The sequence below is a fragment of the Cohnella lubricantis genome (genome assembly GCF_014212015.1).
Taxonomy (GTDB): domain Bacteria; phylum Bacillota; class Bacilli; order Paenibacillales; family Paenibacillaceae; genus Cohnella; species Cohnella lubricantis.
Genome location: NZ_JACJVN010000009.1, coordinates 62,466 through 85,866 on the forward strand (window position 1 = coordinate 62,466; position 23,401 = coordinate 85,866).

The window sequence follows — 23,401 nt, forward strand, 5'->3', positions numbered from 1 at the left end:
CTCACTTCCGCTTCCGATACTCGCCCGGCGAGACGCCGTAGCGTTCCCGGAACACGCGGTGGAGGTACGTATAGCTGCCGAACCCGGCCTCCTCCGCGATCCTCTCCAGCGTGAATTGGCTGTTCTCCATTAGGCGAAGCGCAATCGCAAGCCGTACTTGCTGCACATACTTCATGATCGATACCCCGAACCGCGCTTTGAAAAGGTGGACGGCCCGCGTCACGCTGATGCCGGCCTGCCGGGCGATGTCCTCGAGCTTCAGCGGCTCGTTGGCGTGAGCTTCGATATAGCCCTTCATCTTCAAGGCGCTCAGCACGGAGGCGGTGGAGACAATTGGCGCTTCTTCAATGGCGCGGTCGATCAGGTTGCACAGCGCCTTGAGTAGCGATGCCAGAATCTCCTGGCTGCCGCCGTCCAGCCGCCGCTTCTCCACGATTAACGGTTCCCACACCGCCACCAGCGGCACGACGTCCGCGATTCGCGTCTTGGCTGGGCGTTCGCGCCGGCTCCACCAATCGTCCAGCCACGATCCCGTGCACATGACGTAATAATCGCCGCTAGGACCTAGCTTGCTCTCCTTGTTGCCTATCCACAGATCGTACGCTTGGCCGGGGCTGAACAGCATGAGATCACCTGGCAGCACTTGCTCCATGCGGCCGTCAATGAGCGCTTCGCTCTCTCCTTCCATCTGGAGGCGAAGGATATACGTGTCCAGGCCGCTCCGGAACACATGATGGAACGGCTGGGCATGTCGCGAGAACGCGCATAGCTGAATGTCGATCTCCGCTGTTTGTTCCATTCGGCTGTCTCCTTCCGATCGCGATAGAACCCCGGCAACTCCATAGAATGACCAGATCGTTGAGGTTATGAACCATATAGTTGCTACAATTAACGGCGGTTATCTCCCTATAATAGAGTATATCGTATAGGGAGGAAAGCCTACATCATGCCGAATAACACGATTCGCGTCATTCAGACGGCCAAAGATACGAGCGACCGCTTGACAGAGCTTGCGCCGCTTCGCTTCGTGCCGGATACGGACGAGCGGGAGATGCAGTTGATCAATATCTATGAAGATCTCGAATACCAAGAGATCGAAGGCTTCGGCGGCGCGTTGACGGAAGCGTCGGCCGTGACGATCGCCAAGATGAGCCCGGCGAAGCAGCAAGAGATTCTCGAGGCTTACTTCCACCCGGAGAGAGGGATCGGCTACACGATCGCCCGAAGCCACATTCAGAGCTGCGACTTCGCGCTCGGCAACTACGCATACGTCGAAGAAGGCGATGCGGAACTGAAGACATTCACCATCGACCATGACCGCGAGGCAATCATGCCGCTGATCCGCCAAGCGGGAGCGCTGACCGGCGAATCGTTCCGCCTGTTCTCCTCGCCGTGGAGCCCTCCTGCTTGGATGAAGACGAACGGCCAGATGAACGGCGGCGGCTCGCTCAAGCCGGAATACCGGCAAGCCTGGGCGGACATGTTCGTGAAGTACGTGCAAGAGTATGAAGCAGCCGGCATCCCGATCTGGGCCGTTAGCGTCCAGAACGAAGCGAAGGCCGTGCAGATCTGGGACTCCTGCATCTACACGGCTGAAGAAGAGAAGGACTTCGTCCGTGATCATCTCGGCCCAGCGCTGGAGAAGGCCGGACTCGGACACGTTAAAGTGATGATCTGGGACCATAACAAGGAACGCGTCTACGAACGGGCGAAGGCCGCGTTCGAAGACGCCGAGGCTTCCAAGTACGTCTGGGGCATCTGCTTCCACTGGTACGCCGGCGATCACTTCGAAGCGCTGTCTGCCGTCCACGACCGGTTCCCCGACAAGAAGCTGTTCTTCAGCGAAGGCTGCCAGGAGGGCGGCGTACATCTCGGCTCCTGGAAGACGGGCGAGCGGTACGGCCACGACATCATTGGCAACTTGAACAATTGGACGACCGCTTGGACGGACTGGAACATTGTGCTGGATGAGCAAGGCGGCCCGAACCATGTCGGCAACTTCTGCGACGCGCCGATCATCGCGGATACGAAGAAGGATGAAGTGATCTACGAGAGCTCGTTCTACTACATCGGCCACTTTAGCAAATATATCCGGCCCGGCGCGAAGCGGATCGCCAGCTCCAAGTACACGGAGCATCTGGAGACGACCGCGTTCCGCAATCCGGACGGCACGATCACTGTTGTCGTCATGAACCGAACGGACGCAGAAGTGCCTTATGCGATTCGCATCCGCGGCCAGCTGGCCGATACGTCAATTCCGGCGCACGCGATCCAGACGCTGCTGTTCAAGCAATGATTTTCAAGCCGTTCGCACCTTGGATAAACCGGGGTACGGACGGCCTTTGTTCTGGCCGATCAAGCCCAATTCCACTTCGGCAGGAATCTCCAATTCATTCCCGAATACAATGAATACCAATTAAAGAAAGCGCTTACTAATCGAGCTTGGCTGCATCCGTTGTCCAAGAGGAGAGTTGGTAGCGTGAATCGAGTCCACGAACGGCCCAATCAACCCCATCGGCTTAAACAGTTCATCAACTCCCATTCCGGAAGGCTGCTGCCCGCCGCGGCACTCACTCTCATCCCCCTACTTGCCCTAGGCGGCTTTGCCTATTGGGAATCAGCTCGTTCGAATGCCCGAGTTCTATCCATCCTCTCGATTGTCGTGATCGGCTCCTTCCTGCTCGGGCTCACGGCTTGTTCGGCCTGCATCTGCTTGCTCGCCCGGGAGCTTCGCGAACGGAACAACGCCGTCCGTGCGTCCAAGCTGAAGCAGAAGGCAGCCGAGCTGCGAGTGCTCGAGGAGCAGATCAACCCGCACTTCCTGTACAATACGCTCGATATGATCTACTGGATGAGCCGCATGGAGAAAGCGTTCGAGACGTCCGCCATGATCGGCGCGCTGTCCCAGCTGCTTCGGATCGGCCTTAACCGCGGCAGTCGGCTGACGACCGTCGCCAAGGAAGTCGAGCTCATCCGGCACTACCTGTACATTCAGCAGAAGCGCTGCGAGGAGTTGATCCGGTTCTCGCTCCGAGCCGAACCAGAGACGCTGGAATGCCGAGCGGTGAAAATGGTGCTGCAGCCCATCGTCGAGAACGCGATCGTGCACGGCATCGAGCGGCGGGGCGGAGACGGCCGCCTCGACATTCACATTTTCCGGGACCCGGCGAATGGAGATTTGGTCTACCGGATCTGGGACGACGGCGCGGGAGCGGACGCCGGGGCCGTCGCCAAGCTGCTGGCGGGCGAGATCGCCGAAGAACGGCAGGGGATAGGGCTTCGGAATATTCACGACCGAATCCGGCTTCAGTTCGGCAGCGCCTACGGAGTCGACTTCGCGAGCGATTCATCCAGCGGCACGACGGTTACGGTCAGGCAGCCTTTCGAGAAGGGGTGACGATCTTGTACAGAGTCATGATCGTGGATGATGAGCGGCTCGTGCGGCAAGGAATCAGGACATCGATTGACTGGGCCGAGCAAGGTATTGAGATTGCGGCGGAGGCGAAGAACGGAGAGGACGCGCTTCGGCAGCTGGCGGCATGCCCGTTCGATCTGATCGTGTCGGATATCCGCATGCCAGTTCTGTCCGGACTCGACCTGGCGCGGGAGATCAAGCGGTCGAGGCTGCCGGTGGAGATAGTGCTGCTGAGCGGATACGAGGATTTCGGCTATGCGACGGAAGCGATGAGGCTCGGCGTTCGGGATTACTTGCTCAAGCCGGTCACCGCAGAGAAGCTCGTCGAGACAATTGCCGGATTCCGAGACGAGCTGCTCGAGAAGCAGAACGTTCGCGGGACACGGAAGGGAGCCGCTTCAGAGCCGGCGAAGACGATGCCGGAACTGCAGCCAATGCAGCAGCCGGTGCAGCAGCCGCGCCAGACGATCCGGACGAAGCAGCCGGGCAAGCTGGTGAAGGATGTCATTCGCTTCGCTGTCGAACATATTGACCAGCCGATCGGCCTAAGCGATGCGGCCGCTCATGTCGAGGTCACGCCCTCTTATCTGTGCAAGGTATTCAAGGACGAGATCGGAATGCCTTTCACGAAGTGGCTCAACTGTCGGAGGGTCGAAGAGGCGAAGACGCTGCTGGAGCAGACGTGGCTTAAGACATATGAGATCGCCGGCCGGGTAGGGTATCACGATTACAAATATTTCTCGTTGATGTTCAAGAAGTACGCCGGCTGCTCGCCGCGCGAATACCGCAATCACGGCTGCGCCAAGGATGGCTCGTGACGAACGCCCCCACCCCAAAAAAGTGGATAAAACCTTAAAAGTGCGGGAATTTACAGCCTTCCGGGCCCCAAATTATACTAATTATGTAAGCGGTTACTTTTGCAGAATCGACTACAAAATTACGATTGGAGAGGTCAAGAATGAAGCGGAAACCGATCGGTCTACTTCTCGTCTTCGCGCTGTTCGCCTCGCTCCTCGCGGCGTGCTCCGGCTCCGGCGGCAACTCGGAGAGCAGCCCGTCGCCGTCGCCGAGCCAGTCAGCCAGCGAAGGAAGCGAATCACCGTCCTCATCGCCTTCGGCAAGCGAAGGCACCGTCGAACCCGGCGGAGAGACGCCGCGCAATGAGACGCTCTATATCAACGGCTTGCAATGGGGGGCGCCGACCAACTTCAACCTGCTTAGCGGCAACCCGGCATTCCCGATCAACTACGGCAACTCGCGGGAGCTCGTGTACGAGACGCTGTTCATGATCAACATGATTGACGGCAACCTGGAGCCGCTGCTGGGCACCGAGTATTCATGGACGGACGACCTGACGCTGCACGTCGGGCTGAACCCGGCCGCGAAGTGGAGCGACGGACAGCCGTTCACGTCGGACGACGTCGTCTACACGTATAAGCTCGGACAGAAGTACGACATCAACTGGACCAGCTATTGGGATTACATCGAGGACGTCACTGCGGACGGCCCGAACGCCGTCAATATCAAGATGAAGTCGGATAACCCGAACAAGCTGACGGTGACGGAGAGCATCGAGATCATCCCGATGCTGCCGAAGCACATCTGGGAAGCGATCGAGACGAAGGCGAACAACGATCTGGCGGCGATCCGCCAAGAGATGAATGCCGATCCGGTCGGAACGGGCCCGTATAAGCTGTTCTTCTATAACGACCAGAAGATTACGCTCATCCGCGACGACAACTATTGGGGCCAGGCGCTGTTCGGCAAGCTTCCGGCGCCCAAATATATTACGCACGTCATCTACAAAGACAACGCGGCCGGCGACCTGGCGTTCAAGAACAATCAGGTCGACGTGTCGCAGCAATTTACGCCGCAGGTGTGGAAGATGTGGGAGGACGGCGCTCCGGTCAAGACGTACTTGAGCGAAGCCCCTTATTACCTGCCGGGCTCGATGCCGTCCATCTTCTTCAATATGTCGAAGCCGGGCCTCGACAACGCCGACGTCCGCCGCGCCATCGCGATGGCGATCGATTACAAGAAGATCTCCGAGCTGGCCATGAGCGGCTACTCCGGCGACATGAAGCCTTCGCTGACGCTCGATACGCCGGCGGAAGCCCAATACGTCGACCAAGATGCGATCAAGTCGCTGCAGTGGACGACCGACATCGAAGCCGCTAACGCGCTGCTGGATTCGATCGGCGCGAAGAAGGGCAGCGACGGCATCCGCGTGCTGAACGGCCAGCGCCTTGGGCCGTTCAACATCGAATGTCCGTACGGCTGGTCGGACTGGAACGCCGCGCTTGAGATTGTGGCGCAGAGCGCCAAGGCGATCGGCATCGAGATCCGGACCAGCTTCCCTGAAGCGCCGGTATGGACGAACGACCTGCAGACCGGCAAGTTCGATATCATCATGAATACGCCGGCCGGCAACGTCACGCCTGCCAACCCGTGGAGCCGCGCTAGAACGATTATGTATTCCAAGGGCGTAGCGCCGATCGGCGAGATGGCATTCTGGAACTGGGGCCGCTATCAGAACGACCGGGCAGACGAGATCATCGACCAAATTCCGCTCGCTTCCGGCGACGAAGCGAAGTCGCTGTACACGGAGCTGACGAAGATCTGGCTGACCGACGTGCCTTCGATTCCGCTCATGTATCGCCCGTGGGTGTTCTACACCGTGAACGAATCCGTCTGGAAGGGGTTCCCCGTCGACGGCGACGGCAGCAACAACCCGCCGCAGATCGCCATGGACGGCGCCGGCATCAAGGCGCTCTATCAAATTCATAACTAATCGGAATCGGCGCTAGGCGCAACCGAGGGCCTATATAGGGGGGCTTCCCCCAAGTATAGGCCCTTCTTCGCCAACGACCATGCGCCGCTGGAGGTGCCGGAATTGAACGCGTACACGAAATACTTCGTCAAGAAGTCGGGCTGGTATCTGCTCACGCTGTTCATCGCGCTGCTGCTCAATTTCCTGCTGCCGAGAATGATCGAAGGCAACCCCGTCAGCACGATTGCGTCGCAAGTGTCTCAAGGCATGACAGACAGCGATTCCATTAAGAAGGTATACGACAACTTCGCGAAGGAATTCGGCATCGACAAGCCGATCCTTGTGCAATTCGGCGTTTATTTGAAAAATCTGCTCTCCGGCGATCTCGGCACCTCGTTCGGGCTGTATCCGCGGCCGGTGTCCAGCATTCTGGCGTCCGCCGTGCCGTGGACGGTAGCGCTGCAGCTGCCGGCGATTATCGTCGGCTGGATTCTGGGCAATGTGCTGGGCGCGCTCGCCGCGTATCGCAAGGGAGCCTTCGATAAGATTTTGTTCCCGACGGCCCTGTTCATTAATTCGATCCCGTTCTTCACGCTGGCCATTATTCTATTGTATCTGTTCGGGATTACGTTGAAGTGGTTTCCGATCTCTGGAGGCTATGACTTCCAGATGATCCCGCATTTCAGCCTGGACTTCATCCTGTCCGTCATTCGGCACCATACGCTGCCGTTCTTGTCCATCGTGCTCGTCACGATTGGAGGCCAGGCGATCGGCATGCGGGAGATGTCGATCTACGAGCTGAACGCCGATTACGTGCTGTACAGCAAGCTGCTCGGCGTCCGCGATTCGCGCGTCGCCAGGTACGTGTTCAAGAACGCGATGCTGCCGCAGATTACCGGCCTCGCGCTGTCGATCGGCACGATGGTCGGCGGCTCGCTTATCTGCGAGATCGTCTTCAGCTACCCGGGCATCGGCACCTGGCTGTTCACGGCCATCCGCCAACTGGACTATCCGCTCATCTCCGGCTGCACGCTGTTGATCGCCGTGACGGTGCTGCTCGCGAACTTCACGATCGACATCATTTACGGATTCGTGGATCCCCGTATCAAGGCCGCGCAAATGGAGGAGAACTGATATGGCCCATTCCTTCGGCATCTTGCTGCGATCGCCCAAGTTCCTCATCGGCGCGATCGTAACGCTTCTAATATTGGCGCTGGTGCTGATCTACCCGGAGATCAACAAGAACGATCCGCTGTCGATGGAGGCGCTGGCCTTCCAGCCGCCGGGCAACGGCCTGCTGCTAGGCTCGGACAACTTCGGCCGCGATCTGTTCCTGGAGCTGGTCTACGGCATTCGGACATCGCTCGTCGTCGGCCTCATCGCCGGCATCTGCGCGACAGCCATCGGCCTGCTGCTCGGCCTCCTGTCAGGCTACATCGGCGGGATCATTGACAATATCCTGACGGCGATCACGAATATGTTCATCGTCATTCCGTCGTTCATCATCCTCATTCTCATCTCCGTCAGCATCAATTCGCGCAGCTCGATGATCGTCGCCCTCATCATCGGCTTCACCAGCTGGCCGTGGACCGCCAGAGCGGTGCGGGCTCAGACGACCTCGCTGCGCAACCGGGATCACGTCAACATCGCCAAGATCTCAGGACACAGCACGCCGCGAATTATCATCTCGGAGATTCTGCCCTATATCGCTTCGTATGTCGTCATGGCCTTCATTCTTCAAGTCGCCTCCGGCATTCTCGCCGAAGCATCGATCTCGATGCTGGGCCTTGGCCCGTACAACACCATCTCGCTCGGCATCATCATGAACTGGGCGCTCGTCTTCGAAGCCCCCGTCTCCGGCGCTTGGTGGGCGTTCGTTCCGGCGGCGTTCGCCATCGCGATTATCACCTTCTCGCTCTATCTGATGAACACCGGGATGGACGAGATTTTTAATCCGAAGATAAGGAGCTAGAAGCCGATGAGCAGAACCATTCTCGATATTCACGCCCATGCGGAGCCTCTTCCGCAGCGCGACATTCTTGAGGTGCAGGATCTGCACACGTACTATCGGACCCGTCACAAGGAGAACGTGTACGCGGTAGACGGCGTCAGCTTCACGCTTGAGGAAGGCAAAGCGCTCGGCATCGCGGGCGAGTCCGGCTGCGGCAAGTCGACGCTGGCGCTTAGCTTGATGGGCTTCTACTTCCCGCCGCTGCACTACAAGAGCGGGTCGATCGTGCTCGGCGGCATCGACGTCATGAAGCTGAACAAGGAGCAGCTTCGCAAGCAGATTCTGGGCCGCGAGATCGCCTACATCCCCCAGGCGGCGATGAACGCGCTCAATCCGACGCTGCGGATTATCCGGTTCATCGAAGACATCATGAAGGAGCATCGCCCCGAGCTGAACCGGAAGCAGGTGCGGGAGCTGGCGGCGGAGCGGTTCGAGACGCTGAACCTGTCGCCGGACGTGCTGAACCTGTATCCGAACGAGCTGTCGGGCGGCATGAAGCAGCGGACGGTGATCGCCATCTCGACCATCTTGAATCCGAAGGTGCTCGTCGCCGACGAGCCGACGTCCGCGCTTGACGTCACCTCCCAGAAGGCGGTCATCAAGCTGCTGAAGGATCTGATGAGCAAGAAGTTCATCCGGTCGCTCATCTTCATTACGCACGAGCTGCCGCTGCTCTACCATGTGTCGGACGATATCATGGTCATGTACGCGGGCGAGATCGTGGAGCGCGGCACGGCGAAGCAGATGATTTTCGACTCGGTTCATCCCTATACGAAGCGGCTGATGGGCTCGATCATCGTACCGGAGGAAGGCATGAAGAGCCAGAAGCTGGCCGCGATTCCAGGCGCGCCGCCGAATTTGAAGCAGGTGCCGGAAGGGTGCCGCTTCGCCGATCGATGCTTGTACGCGGAGGACGCTTGCCGGGAGGGCAAGATTCCCGAGAAGTGGTCCGGCGGCCGCAAGTACCGCTGCATCCACGAATCGAACGTGCTGAAGGAGTGGTATTCGCATGAAGCCAAGTGAGACGCCGCTGCTGAGCGGTTCCGGCATCACGAAGGTGTTCGGCTTCGGGAACAACAAGACGATTGCCCTTCAAGACATTGACTTCTCCTTCCGAGAAGGGGAGATTGTCTCCATCGTCGGCGAGAGCGGCAGCGGCAAGACGACGCTCGCGAAGATCCTGATGGGGCTGCTGAAGGAGACGACCGGCGAAGTGCTGTACAAGGGCCTGCCCAGGCAATTGCGCAAGCATTCGCAGCGGAAGCGGTACTGGAAGGATATTCAGGCGATCTTCCAAGACCCGTTCTCGTCGTTTAACCTGTTCCACAAGGTGGTTCGGCTGCTGGACGACTGCATCGAGCTGCAGGGCCTCAAGCTGAACAAGGAGGAGCGCCTTCGGAGAATGAAGGAGGCTTGCTCGTTCGTCAACCTCAAGTTTGAGGAGCTGATGAACAAGTACCCGTTCGAGCTGTCGGGCGGCCAGATGCAGCGGCTGATGATCGCCCGCATCTTCATGCTCCATCCGAAGGTGCTCATCGCCGACGAGCCGACCTCGATGATCGACGCCTGTTCGCGTTCGACGATTCTAGACATGCTGCTCAAGCTCCGGGACGAGAACAACATGACGATCATCTTCATCACGCACGACGTCGGGCTCGCCTACTACATCAGCGACACGCTGTACATTATGGAGCGAGGCCGCATCGTGGAGCGGGGACCGGCGGAGTCGATCATCTTGAATCCGACCCACGACTACACCAGGCAGTTGATCGAGGATGTGCCGAAGATTCACGAGGAATGGAATTTGGCTTAGCCAGTTCGACAGCATCCCCCCAAAAAAATAATGGCGATCCAATTGCGTATCCGTTGGATCGCCATTAATCTATTATAGTGATGCATATGATCGGGCGGGAGCTGTCTCTATGATTTCTTGGATTCGACGAACTTGCTTTACCCATTTGGAGCTTGAGTCTCAGAAGAATCATCTGTTCTTATTCCTTATGCTCCCTTTGCTGCTGCTGGCGGAGCTGAACGTGACGGTGAACGTGCCGTTCCTTCATTCGACGAACCTGTCCTTTCTTGCCGTATATCTTGCTTTCTATGGCATTAGCTTTCTATTGGTTCTTATCCCTCGATTTGAGAAGCTGTTCAAGTTCGCCGTGCTCAGCGGAATGATCTTGTTCTCGATGTATCAATTATGGCTGTTCCGCGATTATCCGATCATCTATCAAATCATGTATATCAACCTGGCGTTATCCATGATTTATTTGAACGGCTATCTCATTATGTTTACCGGTATCGGAACGGCTGCGATTACCGCGTTAGGATTCATCTTCTGGAAGGATGTCTTCTTCCCGCAGGTGGACGTCGCCCTGGCGAATATTCCGATCATTCTTGTGCTTCAAGCGACCGTCGTCCTGTGGGGAGCGGCGAGAATCGGGGTTCGGTTCCGCGCTGTCTTCAGCGATCGGGAACAGATGAAGGTCTTATTGCAGCAGAACGAGCAGCAGCTTCAACTGATTAGAGAGCGCAACCAAGCGCTGGAGCTCTATGCGAAGCAGGTAGAGCGCATGGCAGTTCTGGAAGAGCGCAACCGCATGGCCCGAGAGCTGCACGACACGATGGGACATGCGCTTACCTCCATGATCGCCGGCATCGAACTGCTGAAGCATGAGGCGGCTGCAGGAGTAGTGCCGGACCGCAAGCGTATGGATTCGCTATTGCTCACGGCCCGGGAAGGGCTGGAGGACGTCAGGAATCATGTTCATATGTCGGATGCATCGCGGGCGGAGGAACCGCTCGAGGAGGCTTTGGCGAAGCTGACGGAGACGTTCTCTGCCAACGCGAATGTGTCTATTGATCTCATCATTCAGGGCGATGAGCCTTATCCGCTAACCGCGGAGCAGCGGATCGCCGTTCTCCGCTGCGTACAGGAATCGTTAACCAATGCCGTGCGGCACGGGCAAGCCGGGAATATCCAAGTGCTCGTCCGATATGACGCGGAGGAGTTCGGCGTCACCGTTGAGGATGACGGGAGAGGAACCAAGGAGCTGAAGTACGGATTCGGACTTCGTTCCATGAGAGAGAGAATCGAGGCGTTGCAAGGCAAGCTGCAGATCGTGCCCGCTGTCGGCAGCGGACTGCGCGTGGACTGCCGCATCCCGATCGAGGCGGAGCAATCCGCGAATCGGCACATTCGTATTCTGTTGGCGGAGGATCAAGAGCTCGTCGCGGAGAGTATCTCGATTATGCTCGGTTTGGATCGGCAGCTTGAAGTGATCGGCGTCGCCGCCAATGGGGAAGAAGCGATCGAGCTGTGCAAGGCTGTGCTTCCGGATGTCGTTCTGATGGATATCCAGATGCCGGTTCTGAACGGGCTGGAGGCGACTCGAATCATCAAGCAGCGCTGGCCGGAGGTGAGAATCATCATCCTCACGACGTTCCAAGACATCGACAGCGCTTCCTTAGCTATTCAGTATGGTGCGGAAGGTTATCTGATGAAGAGCGTTCATCCGAAGCGATTGACCGATGCCATCCGATTGGTGGCTGCCGGAGGGACCATCATTCCATTGGATACCGCCAAGCTGCTGATCCAGGATGTTCGCTCCGCAACGCAATCCGAAGGAGAGCAGCACGGGTCCGTTCGGGAAGACGTTGCTGGCATGAACCGGCTGACGGCTCGGGAGCTGGAAATATTAAACTATTTGACAGAAGGACTGAAATATCGTGAGATTGCCGAGAGGATGCATTACTCAGAAGGCACCGTCAAGAATTATGTGTCGACGATCTATTCGAAGCTGGAAGTTGAGAACCGATTGCAGGCGATTAAGAAGGTAGAGCAGGTTCGAGGAGTATGATGAGATCATTCAAAGGACAAAGCGTCTTATGCCGCAGGTTCGGCGTAAGGCGCTTTTTTGCTTATGGCAAAGTGACGAAAGTTGGGGAGGTTCCTCACTATCAGATAAGCGGTCAAATCCGGCAGAATGAAGGCAGCAAGCGGAGTTGATCTCGCTTCATATGACAGGAGGCTATCATTATGTCAGTGCATGACAGACGTCGTTTAGTAGAAGTTCTTGCAATCATCGGATTCATGTTGATCGCCGTATTTCTCGTTCCATCCTTGAAGGGGCTGGCGGCGATCGTGCCGATCGTGTATTTCTTGGCGAATCTGCGGCGCAGAGGCAATGATCGCGAGCAGGCCCCGAGAGCCCTATTCACGAAGATCGGCTCGGGCATCCGCCGCACTTGGGGATGGATCCTGCTCGTGGCCGTGGGAACCCAGTTCGGGTCGTTGCTTCTGTTTAAGTACGTGTCTCCAGAGAGTCTCGCCCACATTCAGGATCGTCTGCCGACCGGCAGCGATCTTAGCGTCGCCCTTGTCCTGACGATTCTCATTGCGCCTCTAGGCGAAGAGATCGCGTACAGGGGGCTGTTCCAGGAGCGGTTCTCCCGATATATGCCGCAAGCAGCATCCATCGTCATCGTCTCCCTTTTATTTGCCGCCATGCATTACTCCGATGGGCCCGCTGACGTTGTCTTCTGGGATTTATTCAGCGTGTTCATCGACAGTGTTCTGTTCGGCATCATCTATTCCAAGACGAAGAACCTATACATCTCGTACATTGCGCATTTGCTGGCGGATGCGGTGGCATTGACGCTTATGTTGACCCATGTGATTGCCGTGTAAGAGGGAGGGGGGGAACATGATGCGGGCAATTGCCCTATTAATCATTGCCGGCTGCTCCCTTGGATTGTATTTGCTTGTTGCAATAGAGACCACCTTCAAGGAGCCCTATTTTATTTGGGTGTTCTCGGCGATCGCGGCAGGGATCGTTCTTATCAGAAGGCGTCCGAAGCCCCCGAAGACGGACAATGATATCGCGCAGAATATTTATATCGACCAGGAGTGATCACGTTGAGAGCAATCATGTATAACCCCATATCAGTTGAACCGGAACTAAGAGAAGTCAACGTGCCAAGCATCGGTGAACATGAAGTCCTGATCAAAGTAAGAGCAGCCGCACTAAACCACCGTGATCTGCATATTACCAACCCCAACAATAAAAAAGAGTTTATATATGGATCTGACGGAGCAGGGGAGATCATCGAAGTAGGCAAAAGCGTAAAAAACTGGACAAAAGGCGACCAAGTGATCATCAATTCGCAGATCTCCTGCATGGAATGCGAGTATTGTCTGCGGGGAGAACATTCGCTGTGTGATGCCGGCAGCGTTCTCGGGGGAGTAAAATGGCCCGGGACATTCGCCGATTATGTCAAGGTTCCATCTGTTAACGCAGCTCCAAAGCCAATTCATCTATCCTATGCCGAAGCAGCGGCCCTGCCGTTAGCCCTTGGTACGGCTTGGAGGGCCTTGATAACGAAGGCCAAGCTTAAGCCGGGTGAATCTATGCTCATTCAGGGTATAGGGGGAGGGGTAGCGTTATATTGCCTGCAGATTGCTTCGGCAATCGGCGCCAAAGTCTTTGTTAGTTCAGGTTCCGACGACAAAATTCGAAGGGCCGTTATTCTCGGGGCTCTCGACGGATTTAATTATAAGTCCGCGGCACAAGACCCCATGTCCTTGTCCGAGAAAGGTTACGACGTCATTGTATCGAGCAGCGCCGCTTCCATTGAATCAAGCATTCGTTATGCCAAGAAAGGGGGCAGGATTGTTCAATTTTCGTATTTAGGGAATGCTATACCCCAATTCGATATCGATGCCGTTATGGGGAAGCAATTGCAAATCATCGGATCTGCCATGCATACCTACAGCGAATTTATAGAGATGCTTCGATATGTTGAACAGTCCAAGTTAGTCCCGATCATCTCCCGGCGCCTCCCCCTAGATCATTTTCATGAGGGTTTTAAGGAAATGGAAAATGGCAACCAATTTGGTAAAATTGTATTTGAGATGTAGAATATCGCATAGGCGAAAAGACGGTTGACTTTCGTCGGAGGCATGCCTATAATAACCAATAACTTCATAACCAAATGTAGTGATTAGAAATAGTAGAAGTGACATGACCTATCAGAGAGCCGTTGGTCGGTGCGAAACGGCAGTGCCAGTCACCTCGAACTCGTCTATGAACAGCGGCCCGACAATGTAGGGTTCGACGGAATTCCACCGTTACAGGGATAGATGGTGATGGCCATCGAAGGAGATCATTTCCTAGGAAATGAATTAGAGTGGTACCGCGAGTTCAACCTCGTCTCTATACAGAGACGAGGTTTTTTGCGTCTTGCCGAATGACTGCGTGAGCTTGTTAAATTCCGGGTTTAGCCAGCTCCGCTTCACATATAGATTCGATAACAATTCCCTTGAGGAGGGCTAATCATGAGCCGCAACATTATCGTGTTCGATACGACACTTCGTGACGGAGAGCAGGTGCCGGGGGCCAAATTGAACGTTCAGCAGAAGCTGGAGGTTGCTCAGCAGTTGAAGCGCCTTAACGTCGATATTATCGAAGCCGGCTTCCCGGCGTCATCCGCCGGAGACTTCGAAGCGGTGCAGCAGATTGCGAGAACTGTCGGGGACACCGTCTCGGTCACCGCGCTCGCCCGCGCGGTGAAGAGTGACATCGACGCTGTGTACGAGAGCGTCAAGATTGCGCAGAACCCGCTTATCCATATCGTGCTTGGCACGTCTAACATCCATGTTGAGAAGAAGTTCAACCGCTCCAAGGACGCGGTCCTGCAGATGGGGGTGGACGCGGTCCAATATGCCAAGACGCTGCTGCCGAACGTGCAGTATTCGACCGAAGACGCGTCGCGCTCCGACTTCGAATACCTGTGGGCGACGATTGAGGCGGTTGTCAAAGCCGGGGCGACGATGATCAACGTGCCGGATACGGTAGGATACGCGGTGCCGGAGGAGTTCGGCGACCTTATTCGCCGCATCAACGAGCGGCTGAAGAACTTGAACGACAAGGTCGTGCTGAGCGTACACTGCCACAACGACCTCGGCTTGGCGACAGCGAACACGCTGAGCGCTGTGAAGAACGGAGCCGAGAAGGTGGAGGTTACGATCAACGGCTTGGGGGAACGGGCGGGCAATGCGTCGCTCGAAGAAGTCGTCATGGCGCTTAAGGTGCGGGAGAACCACTTCGGCTGCTCGACGGGTATCCGCACGGAGGAGCTGCACCGCGCATCGCGGCTGGTCAGCCTGCTGACAGGGCTGGATGTGCAGGTGAACAAGGCGATCACCGGCGAGAATGCATTCGCGCATTCCTCCGGAATTCATCAAGACGGATTGCTTAAAGACAAGAACGTGTATGAGATCATGTCGCCGCAAGAGGTCGGCGCAGAGAGCATGGAGCTGATTCTGACCGCCCGGTCCGGCCGCCATGCCTTCCGCAACGCGGTGGAGAAGATGGGCTTCGAAGCGGGTGACGGTGAAGCGTTCGAGCAGCTGTTCCGGCAGTTCCTCGCGCTGGCTGACGCCAAGAAGGAAGTTTATGACCATGATGTTTTCTATCTGGTGACGAATCATCGAACGGTGTCGATGAGCGGCAAGGAGCTGTATGAGCTTGAATCGTTCCAGGTCGTTAGCAACGACAAGCTGCCGACGGCGACCGTGCAGTTGAAGCGAGGCTCGCAGACGCTGACGGACAGCGCGGTCGGCGACGGCCCGATCGACGCGCTGTACAGTGTCATCAAGTCGCTGGTCGGGCTGGACGTGACGTTGAAGGATTACAAGATCAACAGTCTGTCTCGCGGCAAGGAAGCGATTGGCCGGGTGAACATCCGTCTCGAATACGAAGGCAAGACGTATTCCGGCCGTGCGATGGACACCGACATCATTAAGGCAAGCGCACAAGCATTCCTCAACGGCATCAACGCCGCCGTGTTGGATGTTGTGCCTGCCTGACACTTGGCGCGCTGGCAAGCGAGCTAGTCCATTCGCAGCGGCCAGTCGGCACTGCTCGTGCGCGCAACACGCATGACATCTCGGCGGTGCCGATTCTGAAGCGGGAGACGCATCTGCCGGTGCTTGTCGACGTCAGCCACTCGACCGGGCTCAATTCCAGCTTTCTCGTAGACGTGGTTCGGAAGTCCGGGCTGCTGCGCATATAAGGATGAATTGACAGTAATTTTCCAGATTGGCCTAATGGAAAGCAATGAGGAAGCGCCTCGGCAGCCGAACACGACATGTGGACGTTTGTCGAGGCGCTTCGTACAGCTTTGCCCCCAGATCGTTCTGCCGAATCTTCTGTTCCCATCCCGCACGGCATTCCCTATAATGGGTTAAAGCGCATTCATAACTGCATGATTAACCGAGGTGAGAGAGATGAAGCCGAACTCGGTCATACCGGCCATCCGGGGCTACAAGGAATTGGAGCTGGCGCTCGCATCGCCACAGGAGACACTGTTCCTGCTCGAAGGCGAGCTGATCCAGCTGCAGGCGATCGCGGACGAGGCCCGCCGGGCGGGGAAGAAGCTGTTCCTGCACCTCGACATGGTCAAGGGTATCAAGGAAGATGAAGCCTCCATTCACTATCTGGCGAGGATCATCCGGATCGACGGCGTCATCAGCACGCGCTCGTCGTCGTTGCTCCATGCGAAGAAGCATGGGCTCACGGCTATTCAACGAGGCTTCCTGATCGACTCGCGATCGGTGAAGACGATCGTGCAGACGGCGGCGCAGACGAAGCCCGATTATATCGAGCTGATGCCCAGCTTCGCCCATCCGATGGTCGACGCCGTGAAGCGCGAGACCGGCCATGACATTATCGTTGGCGGCTTCGTACACCGGGAGGAAGAGCTGGCCGCGTTGTTCGAATCGGGCGCAACGGCCGTGTCGACGAGCACGCCGGCGCTTTGGAACTGGCGGCCTTAGCAGGCACCTGTATCAGGAGAGGAGCGGAGGAATGGAGACGTACATATTGGCGCTCGATCAAGGCACGACGAGCTCGCGGGCGATGCTGTTCAATCGGCGGGGAGCTGTTGTGCACAAGGCTCAGCAGGAGTTCCATCAATATTTTCCCCAGCCGGGCTGGGTGGAGCATAACGCGAATGAGATATGGGCATCCATCCTGGCGGTTATCGCCACTTGCCTGTCGGAAGCTGGCGTGAAGGCGGAGCAGGTCGCAGGCATCGGCATCACGAATCAGCGGGAGACGGCCGTCGTCTGGGATCGGGAGACGGGAGCGCCGATCTGCAACGCTGTCGTCTGGCAGTCCCGGCAATCGGCCGGCATCTGCGAAGAGCTTAAGGCCGCAGGCCTCGAATCGCTGTTCCGTGACAAGACGGGACTTCTGATAGACGCTTACTTCTCGGGGACGAAGGTGAAGTGGATTCTCGACAACGTGCCTGGCGCGCGGGAGAAGGCCGATCGCGGCGAGCTGATGTTCGGGACGATCGACACGTGGATCGTCTGGCGGCTGACGAACCGCAAGGCGTACGTGACCGACTACTCCAATGCGTCGCGCACGCTTATGTTCAACATTCATGAGCTGGATTGGGACGACGAGCTGCTCGCGAAGCTTACCGTTCCGAGAAGCATGCTGCCTGAGGTACGGCCGTCTTCCGAGGTGTACGGCTATACGGATGAAGCTCACTTCTTCGGCAGCCGCATTCCAATTGCCGGCATCGCGGGCGACCAGCAAGCAGCGTTGTTCGGTCAGGCGTGTTACCGCAAGGGGATGGCGAAGAATACGTACGGAACGGGTTGCTTCATGCTGATGAACACCGGCGACAAGGCGGTCGCCTCCGCGAGCGGCCTGCTTACGACGATCGCTTGGGGGCTCGGCGGCAAGATCGAGTATGCGCTGGAGGGCAGTATCTTCGTCGCCGGTTCGGCGATCCAGTGGCTTCGGGACGGCCTCCGTATGCTGAAGAGCGCCCAGGACAGCGAATCATACGCGACGCGGGTCGATTCGACCGAAGGCGTCTATGTCGTGCCGGCCTTCGTCGGCCTCGGCACGCCGTATTGGGACAGCGAAGTTCGGGGCGCGGTCTTCGGGCTGACGCGCGGAACGAGCAAAGAGCACTTCGTACGGGCGACGCTGGAGTCGCTCGCTTACCAGACGCGCGACGTGCTGGCGGCGATGGAGGCTGATTCGGGCATTAAGCTGCAGGGGCTGCGAGTTGACGGCGGCGCGGTGAGCAATGACTTCCTCATGCAGTTCCAGAGCGATGTGCTCGGCGTGCCTGTTGAGCGGCCGGCGATTAAGGAGACGACTGCGCTAGGAGCGGCGTACTTGGCGGGTCTCGCTGTCGGATACTGGAGCAGCTGCGACGAGATCGCGGCGCAATGGCATATGGAGCGGTCGTTCGCACCGGCGATGGAGGAGAGCCGCAGGGAGTCGCTGTATGCCGGTTGGCAGCGGGCCGTCCGCGCGGCGATGGCCTTCAAATAAAGGCGCATATAGCGGTTCTCAAACGAGGCCGTTCATGGTAAGATCAGGTTAAGTGAATAGAATCCGCTGGTTGAGAGTTTGAGAGACCGCATGAGCAGGAGGGTCCGGCATGCCGGATGCCGCCTGGTTCGTGCGGTCTTTTCTGCTGTCGAGAGCGGGAAGACAGCATACGCTGTACGGAGCAAAGGGGATAAGCGCATGAACGTAACTAAGATTCCGGAGAGCCGCCGCGAGGCATGGAAGCGGCTTGACTCCGATACGTTTGACCTGTTCGTCATCGGCGGCGGCATTACGGGCGCCGGCATCGCGCTGGACGCGGCCAGCCGGGGAATGAAGACGGCGCTCGTCGAGATGCAGGACTTCGCGGCAGGCACCTCGAGCCGATCGACGAAGCTCGTGCACGGAGGGCTGCGCTACTTGAAGCAATTCGAGATCGGGCTGGTCGCCGAGGTTGGACGCGAACGCGCCATCGTATACGGCAACGGCCCGCATGTGACGACGCCGGAGATGATGGTGCTGCCCATTCACAAGGGCGGGACGTTCGGCAAATTGTCGACGTCGATCGGCCTGATGGTGTACGACTTCCTCGCAGCCGTGAAGCGAGGGGAGCGGAGGCGCATGCTTGGAGCGCAGGAGACGCTCCGGCGCGAGCCGCTGCTGAGGCAGGACGGCTTGTTGGGCGCCGGCTATTATGTCGAGTATCGGACAGACGATGCTCGCCTGACGCTGGAGGTCATGAAGCGGGCGGCGGAGGAAGGTGCGGCGGCACTGAACTACGTGGCGGCCGAGCGGTTCCTGTATGAAGGCGGTCGCATCATCGGCGCTGCAGTCCGGGATGCGCTGACGGGCGAGACGACGGAAGTGAGGGCCGCGGTCGTCATCAACGCCGCAGGACCATGGGTCGACCGCCTCCGGGAGATGGACGGTTCGAGGCAAGGGAAGCAGCTCCGATTAACGAAGGGAATCCATCTGGTCTTCGACGGGGAACGATTCCCGCTGCGGCAGGCGATCTACTTCGACACGCCGGATAAGCGGATGATCTTCGCCATTCCGCGCGCCGGCAAGACGTACGTCGGTACGACCGACACGTTCTACGAAGGCGATCCGGCAGCTCCGGCGATGACGGAGGAGGAACGCGGCTATCTGCTCGCGGCCGTGAACGATATGTTCCCGGAGGTTAAGCTCGGCGCGGCGGACGTGGAATCGAGCTGGGCGGGCGTTCGGCCGCTCATCTACGAGGAAGGCAAGAATCCGTCGGAGATCTCTCGCAAGGACGAGGTCTGGCAGTCGCCGTCCGGCTTGGTGACGATCGCGGGCGGCAAGCTGACCGGCTATCGGAAGATGGCGGAGACGGTTGTCGATCTGGCCGCGCGGAAGCTGCGGGAGTCCGGAGGGCGCGCGTTCCCAGCCTGCCGAACGAAGATGCTTCCGATCTCCGGCGGCGACGTTGGCGGGCCCGATGCCTTCCCGGCGTTCGTCGATCGACAAGCGGCGGAAGCCGTGCGGTGCGGTCTGACGGAGGAGCAAGGCAAGCGTCTGGCGCAGACGTATGGCTCCAACGTGAGCCGGCTGTTCGCGATCGCGGCGGACGCGAAGCATCGCGCGGCGGCAGAACGGCATGGACTGCCGCTTGATCTATACGCGGCAGCTGTATATGCGGTGCAGGAGGAGATGGCGCTGAAGCCCGTCGATGTGCTCATACGTCGAACAGGCGCGCTGCTGTTCCGTATCGACCATGTTCGCCAGTACGGCGGTCAAGTCGTTGCGCTCATGGCCGAGTTGCTCGGCTGGAGCGACGCAACTCGGCGGGCGTATGCGTCGGAGCTTGAGACGGAGTTGGCAAGCGCGGTGACGCCTCGGGGGTAAGGGCACATTGTCACAACTACAACGGATCTTGCGTATCTCGGAAAATGTAGTCCTGAATCTGCTGCTTGATCTGCTCCAGATCCGTATCGAGAATCCACTGGCCGTCCGCGGTCGTCGCCGCTTGCCAGGTCCCGTCCCGAGGGTAACGGTTCTTCTCGATCGTCATCTTGTCCGACTTGAAGTAGCGATACGCCATCGACAGCATGTCGGACCGAGTGAGGGTCGTCTCCACGTAAGGCGCTGTCTTGATGAGCAGCTCCGGGATCGATGCGACGCCTTCCTCCTTCACCCTGTCGACCATCGCTTGCAGCACGGTGCGCTGGCGCTCGGTCCGTTCGAAGTCGGCGTTCCCGACGTAACGGATGCGAGCGTAGGCGACGGCCTGCATGCCGTTAAGCGTCTGCAAGCCTCCCTGCTCCACGAGGGGTGCCTTCTTATTCTCAATGCGAGAAGTATCGCCCATATACATGTTCAGCGTGTCGACCTCGTTCGGCTTGACGTTAATATCGACGCCTCCCACCGCATTAATGATTTTCTCCATCGTGAAGAAATCCACCGTCACGTAATCCCGAATATCCGTGCCAAAATTCTGGTTGATCGTCTTAATCGCAAGAGGCGCGCCGCCATAAGCGTAAGCGGCGTTCAGCTTGGCGTGCCCGTGTCCTTCGATCGGGACGTACAGATCCCTCATAAGCGAGGTCAGCTTGATCTTCTCGCGGGCGTAATCGATCGTAAGGATCATCATCACGTCGGAGCGGGCACTGCCCTTGGTGCTTCGGCGGTCCAATCCGAACAAGGCGATGTTCCGAATTTGGTCGCCGGAAGGAATATCTTCAGCTGTCGCATTCGGGAAGGCGAGCTTGTCCGGAGCCGCGGAAGCATCCGGCACGCCGCCGGAAGAATCGGCCGGCATCGTCGCTGCAGGTACCGGCTGAATGCCAAGCGCTTCGTTGGATTGGTCAATCCGGACATGATGGAACGCTGTCATTCGCATGAGGACGAACAAGACGATAACGAGGAGTAGAAGGATGGCGCCGAGCGTAATCCAGAGCCAGCGTCTTTTCCTAAGCTTTGATAGAAGAGATGTGCGTAATGATGCCAGTTCCATTAAGTATCACGACCTTAGCTACGAGATCATATGATACATTATGTCACAAAATAAGGCGGAAGGTAACCCTATTTTTGATCCAAATCAAAGACTCCCCGCAGCGGTCAGATGGGGGAGTGTTTTGGCGTGGATCGCAGGGGGGGGCGAGGACTGGAGCGGGTTCGGTCTAATACCGTCCAGCAAGCTGTTGCTCGGCCATCTGAACGAGACGGCGGGTAATTCCGCCCCCGATGCGGCCGGCGTCTCTCGTCAGCATGTTGCCATAGTAGCCGTCTTGCGGCAGCTGAATGCCCAGCTCTTGGGCGATCTCGAACTTCATCTGCTCCAGCGCCGCGCGCGCGTTCTGCACGACTAGCTGCTGATTCCGATTGTTGGCCATCTTTGTTCACCTCCGGTATTTACCAGTAATATGCGGCGGCGCAAGTTCTTTTATGCAAACATTACCGGGTCATGCGAGCCATCGTCGATGTTACAATCGTGTATATCAATTGAGATATACGGAAGGATGTCGATATTGTGCAGCTTATTCCGATGATGCCTGAGCTTCGCGAGAAGCCGTTCAATGACGAGAGATACATATTTGAGCCCAAGATCGATGGCCATAGACTGATGATACGGGTCAAAAATGGGATCGCGCAGTTGTGCAGCCGAAGCGGAATCGATGTGACGATGCAGTACCCGGAGCTGTGGCGCGTGCCTGTCGTCGGCGCGGCGGACGTCTTGCTCGACGGCGTAGCGGCGTTCTTCGACGAGTCGGCCGGCTCCTTCTCGTCCGAAGCGCTGCGAGAGCGGATGCGAATGAGGAAGAGCATGGACATTCGCATCGCGTCGGTCCACAGCCCGGTTCATTACTTCGCGTTCGACATTCTCGAATGGAACGGGAAGGACTTGCGCGGTCTGCCGCTTAAGCAACGCAAGCAGCTGTTGGAGAAGGCGATGGATGACAATCGCTCCTATCATCGGATGTTCGCGCTTGATGCGGAAGGGAAACGTTTATATGAAGCGATCAGGAGCGAAGGCGTGGACGGGATCATAGCCAAGCGGCTCGATAGTATCTACGCGGGCGGACGCAGCGAGAATTGGTTGACGGTCCATAAGTACCGGTACGCGCAAGTGCGCATCGCAGGCTATCGGAAGCATGGCTTCGGCTGGCTGCTGGAGCGGGAAGGGCAGCGGATCGGCATCGTAGAGGCGGGCGTGCCCGGGCCGCACAGGCAGGCTTTTCAAGGCACGGCCCAGGCGATTCTGACTGGCGAGGACCGTGATTACGTATACGTGAAGCCGATTATTGAAGCAAAGATCCGATTCTTGTCCCGGACGAGCAGCGGAACGGTCCGGAATCCGGAATTCGTCCGGTTCGTCGGTTGACGAGCAGGAATAAAATACCTGTTGCAATGCCTCTTGGATTCGTGATACATTATTTCTCGCGCCACTGAAGGCACGATGCGACAACGCAAGACCGAATGTGTTGATCAGATCGAATTGGAAAACATTGAGGGTTGCAGCATCATGTCGGATGCGGTAAGATAAGATTCCTGCTTCGGCAACGAGGCGGACGCAAGAAGCAACAAACTTGTTCCTTGAAAACTGAACATCGAGCGTAATCGATTCGATCATGGATCGGATCAACGGACCCTGTCGAACTTGAGCTTCGGTTCTTGGGAGACGGACAACGATTTAACAACGAATGAGCCATTTGGCTCTCTCAAAGTAGATGCTTCCGATGCGCGTTCCTTTGGAGCGCCGGAGGATTTACCTTTATGGAGAGTTTGATCCTGGCTCAGGACGAACGCTGGCGGCGTGCCTAATACATGCAAGTCGAGCGGATCTCATCGGGAGCTTGCTCCCGATGGGGTTAGCGGCGGACGGGTGA

General features: G+C 57.6%; 20 protein-coding genes, 1 rRNA gene, 1 pseudogene and 1 other annotated feature. Of the genes and pseudogenes, 19 read left to right on the plus strand and 3 right to left on the minus strand.

The genetic code is table 11. From position 1 onward, the window contains the following. Position 1: 1 nt before the first annotated feature. Positions 2–799, minus strand: coding sequence for an AraC family transcriptional regulator (locus tag H4Q31_RS01980; protein ID WP_185177394.1), 798 nt, complete (start codon positions 797–799; stop codon positions 2–4). 147 nt (positions 800–946) lie between these two features. Between H4Q31_RS01980 and H4Q31_RS01985 the strand changes: the two genes are divergently transcribed. The 17 genes and pseudogenes from H4Q31_RS01985 (at position 947) to H4Q31_RS02065 (ending at position 20,420) form a co-directional block, all read left to right on the plus strand. Next, positions 947–2,296: a glycoside hydrolase family 30 protein gene (locus H4Q31_RS01985; RefSeq protein WP_185177395.1), complete on the plus strand. Its 1,350-nt coding sequence runs from the start codon at positions 947–949 to the stop codon at positions 2,294–2,296. Positions 2,297–2,479: 183 nt separating this feature from the next. Continuing rightward, positions 2,480–3,397 carry a sensor histidine kinase gene (locus H4Q31_RS01990; RefSeq protein ID WP_311771664.1) on the plus strand — a complete coding sequence of 306 codons (918 nt, stop codon included), beginning with the start codon at positions 2,480–2,482 and terminating at the stop codon, positions 3,395–3,397. 5 nt (positions 3,398–3,402) lie between these two features. Then, entirely contained in the window at positions 3,403–4,233 is an 831-nt protein-coding gene (locus H4Q31_RS01995; RefSeq protein WP_185177396.1) for a response regulator transcription factor, read from the plus strand. Between the two features lie 140 nt (positions 4,234–4,373). Next, the gene (locus H4Q31_RS02000) at positions 4,374–6,206 is read left to right on the plus strand and encodes an ABC transporter substrate-binding protein (protein WP_185177397.1); all 1,833 of its coding nucleotides are present in this window, start codon (positions 4,374–4,376) and stop codon (positions 6,204–6,206) included. Between the two features lie 102 nt (positions 6,207–6,308). Beyond that, on the plus strand, positions 6,309–7,319 hold the full coding sequence (locus H4Q31_RS02005; RefSeq protein WP_185177398.1) for an ABC transporter permease: 1,011 nt from the start codon (positions 6,309–6,311) through the stop codon (positions 7,317–7,319). A 1-nt stretch (position 7,320) separates the two neighbouring features. Further along, positions 7,321–8,157: an ABC transporter permease gene (locus H4Q31_RS02010; protein WP_185177399.1), complete on the plus strand. Its 837-nt coding sequence runs from the start codon at positions 7,321–7,323 to the stop codon at positions 8,155–8,157. A gap of 6 nt (positions 8,158–8,163) precedes the next feature. After that, a complete protein-coding gene (locus H4Q31_RS02015) occupies positions 8,164–9,219 on the plus strand; it encodes an ABC transporter ATP-binding protein (RefSeq protein ID WP_185177400.1) in 1,056 nt (351 codons plus the stop codon). Beyond that, positions 9,206–10,009, plus strand: coding sequence for an ABC transporter ATP-binding protein (locus tag H4Q31_RS02020; RefSeq protein ID WP_185177401.1), 804 nt, complete (start codon positions 9,206–9,208; stop codon positions 10,007–10,009). The genes H4Q31_RS02015 and H4Q31_RS02020 overlap by 14 nt, the downstream gene beginning before the upstream one ends. A 109-nt stretch (positions 10,010–10,118) precedes the next feature. Continuing rightward, complete coding sequence (locus tag H4Q31_RS02025; RefSeq protein ID WP_185177402.1) at positions 10,119–12,053, plus strand: helix-turn-helix transcriptional regulator; 1,935 nt, start codon at positions 10,119–10,121, stop codon at positions 12,051–12,053. A gap of 179 nt (positions 12,054–12,232) precedes the next feature. Beyond that, complete coding sequence (locus H4Q31_RS02030; RefSeq protein WP_185177403.1) at positions 12,233–12,883, plus strand: CPBP family intramembrane glutamic endopeptidase; 651 nt, start codon at positions 12,233–12,235, stop codon at positions 12,881–12,883. A gap of 16 nt (positions 12,884–12,899) precedes the next feature. Then, positions 12,900–13,106, plus strand: coding sequence for a hypothetical protein (locus H4Q31_RS02035; RefSeq protein ID WP_185177404.1), 207 nt, complete (start codon positions 12,900–12,902; stop codon positions 13,104–13,106). Positions 13,107–13,111: 5 nt separating this feature from the next. Next, positions 13,112–14,113, plus strand: coding sequence for an alcohol dehydrogenase catalytic domain-containing protein (locus H4Q31_RS02040; RefSeq protein ID WP_185177405.1), 1,002 nt, complete (start codon positions 13,112–13,114; stop codon positions 14,111–14,113). Between the two features lie 70 nt (positions 14,114–14,183). Beyond that, positions 14,184–14,413, plus strand: a binding site (T-box leader). 117 nt (positions 14,414–14,530) lie between these two features. Further along, a complete protein-coding gene (locus tag H4Q31_RS02045; protein ID WP_185177406.1) occupies positions 14,531–16,063 on the plus strand; it encodes a 2-isopropylmalate synthase in 1,533 nt (510 codons plus the stop codon). A gap of 59 nt (positions 16,064–16,122) precedes the next feature. Further along, positions 16,123–16,212: pseudogene (locus H4Q31_RS21865) on the plus strand (3-deoxy-7-phosphoheptulonate synthase); the annotation flags it as partial. A gap of 271 nt (positions 16,213–16,483) precedes the next feature. Next, positions 16,484–17,032 (plus strand): glycerol-3-phosphate responsive antiterminator, encoded by a 549-nt coding sequence (locus H4Q31_RS02055; protein WP_185177407.1) that lies wholly within the window; start codon positions 16,484–16,486, stop codon positions 17,030–17,032. Positions 17,033–17,063: 31 nt separating this feature from the next. Then, complete coding sequence (gene glpK, locus H4Q31_RS02060; RefSeq protein WP_185177408.1) at positions 17,064–18,554, plus strand: glycerol kinase GlpK; 1,491 nt, start codon at positions 17,064–17,066, stop codon at positions 18,552–18,554. A gap of 198 nt (positions 18,555–18,752) precedes the next feature. Continuing rightward, positions 18,753–20,420, plus strand: coding sequence for a glycerol-3-phosphate dehydrogenase/oxidase (locus tag H4Q31_RS02065; RefSeq protein ID WP_185177409.1), 1,668 nt, complete (start codon positions 18,753–18,755; stop codon positions 20,418–20,420). Between the two features lie 16 nt (positions 20,421–20,436). Here the strand turns inward: H4Q31_RS02065 and H4Q31_RS02070 are convergent, their stop codons facing one another. Together H4Q31_RS02070 and H4Q31_RS02075 are read right to left on the minus strand one after the other, a co-directional pair. Next, on the minus strand, positions 20,437–21,528 hold the full coding sequence (locus tag H4Q31_RS02070; RefSeq protein WP_185177410.1) for an LCP family protein: 1,092 nt from the start codon (positions 21,526–21,528) through the stop codon (positions 20,437–20,439). Positions 21,529–21,694: 166 nt separating this feature from the next. Continuing rightward, positions 21,695–21,907, minus strand: coding sequence for an alpha/beta-type small acid-soluble spore protein (locus tag H4Q31_RS02075; RefSeq protein ID WP_185177411.1), 213 nt, complete (start codon positions 21,905–21,907; stop codon positions 21,695–21,697). Positions 21,908–22,044: 137 nt separating this feature from the next. On the opposite strand from H4Q31_RS02075, the gene H4Q31_RS02080 reads away from it, so the two are divergent. After that, positions 22,045–22,896 (plus strand): ATP-dependent DNA ligase, encoded by an 852-nt coding sequence (locus H4Q31_RS02080; RefSeq protein WP_185177412.1) that lies wholly within the window; start codon positions 22,045–22,047, stop codon positions 22,894–22,896. Between the two features lie 389 nt (positions 22,897–23,285). Beyond that, positions 23,286–23,401, plus strand: a 16S ribosomal RNA gene (locus tag H4Q31_RS02085); the annotation flags it as partial.